We start from the raw sequence: 2,502 nt of genomic DNA on the forward strand, positions 1-2,502 counted from the left end.
CTCGCACGCCTGCTGGCTGCTGTGCTACCCGCTGGCGGGCGCGCTGGCCTCGGGGGCGGGGATGGTGGCCGCGCTGCTGGCGCTGTCGGTGGTCGCGCTGGTCGCGGCGCTCGTGGCGACCCGGTTGTGGCCGGGGCACGACCCGGAGTGGGTCGAGCACGAGCACCGGGGGCTGGAGGACGACCACGACCACCTGCGCGACGCGGCCCTGGTGGGCGGCTGCCGCAGGCACGCGCACGCGTACCGGATCGACGACCTGCACACCCGCTGGCCGGGCTAGTCCCCGGCACTAGTCGTGATCCGGCCGCCCGGTCACGTGGTGGTCGGCCGCCTCGACGGCCTCGGCCAGCAGCCGCCGCACGTGCCCGCCGCGCGCCCGGTAGACCGCCCGCCGCCCGTCCCGCCGCACCGACACCAGTCCGGCGAGCTTGAGCTTGGCCAGGTGCTGCGACACGGCGGGCCGCGCGATGCCGACCGCGCCCGCGAGGGTGGTCACGTCGTACTCGTCGCCGCACAGCAGCCACATCATCCGCAGCCGCGTCCCGTCGGCCAGCATCCGGAACCCGTCAACGGCCGCGTCGACGTGCGCGTCCGGCGGCACCTGTTGCCAGTCCTGCGTTGTTGCCACCTGTTCGCGCGCGCCCATGCCCGCAATGCTCGCACCAGCGCGGCCCCGCGCCCCCGCCGGCCCGCGCGCCCGCCTCCCGCACACCGGGAGCGGTGGCCTCCGCCGCCGATTCGTTACCGTCCGATTCGCCCCGCTTTGGTCGCACATCGCTGTAGATTTACGACATAGCGGACACGAACCCGCAGGTCAGACGCTTGCAGCCGCTGGACAAACAAGGCAAGGCTTACCTATGTTCACCCGGCGGCAGCGGGAGGTGGACCGGGTGGAGCACGTGTTCGGCAGCGCGGTGTTCGGCAGCGCGCTGATCGGCCTCAGGGAGGGCCTGGAAGCGGCGCTGGTGGTGAGCGTCCTGGTGGCGTACCTCGTCAAGACCGACCGGCGGCGCGAGCTGCGGTGGGTCTGGCTGGGCGTCGGGATCGCGGTGGCGCTGTCGGTGGGCGCGGGCGCGCTGATCACGTTCACGAGCGCCTCGCTGGACTTCCGGGCGCAGGAGGCGTTCGGCGGGACCATGTCGCTGATCGCGGTGGTGTTCGTGACCGGCATGGTGTTCTGGATGCGCGGCGCGGCCCGCCGGATCGGCGGGGAGCTGCGCGGCAGGCTCGACGAGGCCGCCGGGATCGGACCGGTCGCCGTCGTGGCGCTGGCGTTCCTGGCGGTCGGCCGCGAGGGCCTGGAGACGGCGGTCTTCTTCTACGCCGCCGCCCAGTCCGCCGGGCAGAACGGCGGCCCGCTCACCGGGTTCCTGATCGGGCTCGCGATCGCGGTCGCGCTGGCATGGGCCATCTACCGGGGCGCGCTGCGCATCGACCTGTCCCGGTTCCTCTCGGTCACCGGCGTGCTGCTGGTGCTCGTGGCCGCGGGCGTCCTCGCCTACGGCCTGCACGACCTCCAGGAAGCCGCGCTGATCCCCGGACTGGACGTGCTCGCGTTCGACCTGTCCGGGCCGGTCCCCGAGGACTCCTGGTACGGCGCGCTGCTCAAGGGCGTCTTCAACTACTCGGCGCGCACGACCGTCGTCCAAGCCATCGCCTGGTCGGTGTACGTGGTGGTCACGCTGCCGCTGTTCCTGCGTCCCGCGCGCACGCGGGTCGCCCCGACACAGGGAGAAGTGAAGTGAAGCGAGTCGCAGCCCTCGTCCTGGGCGCGCTGGCGCTGTCGGCGTGCTCGTCCGCGACACCGGAGGCCGCCTCGCCGGGCGGGCCGATCGCGGTGGAGGCGAGCGACAGCGCGTGCGGCGTGGCGCGGACCGAGGCCGACGCGGGCACGATCACCTTCGAGGTGACCAACAAGGGCGCGCGGGTCACCGAGTTCTACCTGTACGCCGAGGGCGACCGGATCATGGGCGAGGTCGAGAACATCGCGCCGGGGCTGACCCGCAGGCTGCTGGTGGAGGTGCCGGACGGCGGCGCGTACCAGACCTCGTGCAGGCCGGGCATGGCCGGTGACGGCATCCGGGCCGCGTTCACGGTCAAGGGCGCGGCGGCGCGGCAGGCGGACGCGGACACCCGGCTCGGCGAGGCGACCGCCGGGTACCAGCGGTACGTGAACTCGCAGGCGGACTCGCTGCTGGCCAAGACGACCGAGTTCGCCACCGCCGTGAAGGACGGGAAGGCGGAGGAGGCCAAGGCGCTGTACCCGGTGGCGCGCACCTACTGGGAGCGGATCGAGCCGGTCGCGGAGAGCTTCGGCGACCTCGACCCGAGGATCGACGCTCGGGAGGCGGACCTGGAGGAGGGGCAGGAGTTCACCGGGTTCCACCGGCTGGAGAAGGATTTGTGGACCGGTGGCCTGCGGGGTGACAGCGCGGCGATCGCGGACCGGCTGCTCGCGGACGTGACCGAGATCGTCGGGAAGGCCAAGACCGTCGAGCTGAC

General features: G+C 73.1%; 3 protein-coding genes and 1 pseudogene. 3 read left to right on the plus strand and 1 reads right to left on the minus strand.

All coding sequences use genetic code 11. From position 1 onward, the window contains the following. Nucleotides 1-280: pseudogene (locus tag ACTUAL_RS24400) on the plus strand (MFS transporter); the annotation flags it as partial. Nucleotides 281-289: 9 nt separating this feature from the next. Here ACTUAL_RS24400 and ACTUAL_RS24405 read toward each other — a convergent pair. Next, nucleotides 290-646: an ArsR/SmtB family transcription factor gene (locus tag ACTUAL_RS24405; protein WP_015803027.1), complete on the minus strand. Its 357-nt coding sequence runs from the start codon at nt 644-646 to the stop codon at nt 290-292. A 211-nt stretch (nt 647-857) separates the two neighbouring features. On the opposite strand from ACTUAL_RS24405, the gene efeU reads away from it, so the two are divergent. Beyond that, on the plus strand, nt 858-1,745 hold the full coding sequence (gene efeU / locus ACTUAL_RS24410; RefSeq protein ID WP_440901893.1) for an iron uptake transporter permease EfeU: 888 nt from the start codon (nt 858-860) through the stop codon (nt 1,743-1,745). After that, nucleotides 1,742-2,502, plus strand: a 761-nt coding sequence (efeO, locus tag ACTUAL_RS24415) for an iron uptake system protein EfeO (RefSeq protein WP_440901894.1), incomplete at its 3' end; no start/stop codon positions are given. The genes efeU and efeO, both read left to right, overlap by 4 nt.

This window comes from Actinosynnema sp. (assembly GCF_052038725.1).

Bases quoted from the DNA above. Each gene is read 5' to 3' on its own strand.
- ACTUAL_RS24405 (WP_015803027.1), bottom strand. From the start codon at position 646: ATGGGCGCGCGCGAACAGGTGGCAACAACGCAGGACTGGCAACAGGTG.
- efeU (WP_440901893.1), top strand. From the start codon at position 858: ATGTTCACCCGGCGGCAGCGGGAGGTGGACCGGGTGGAGCACGTGTTC.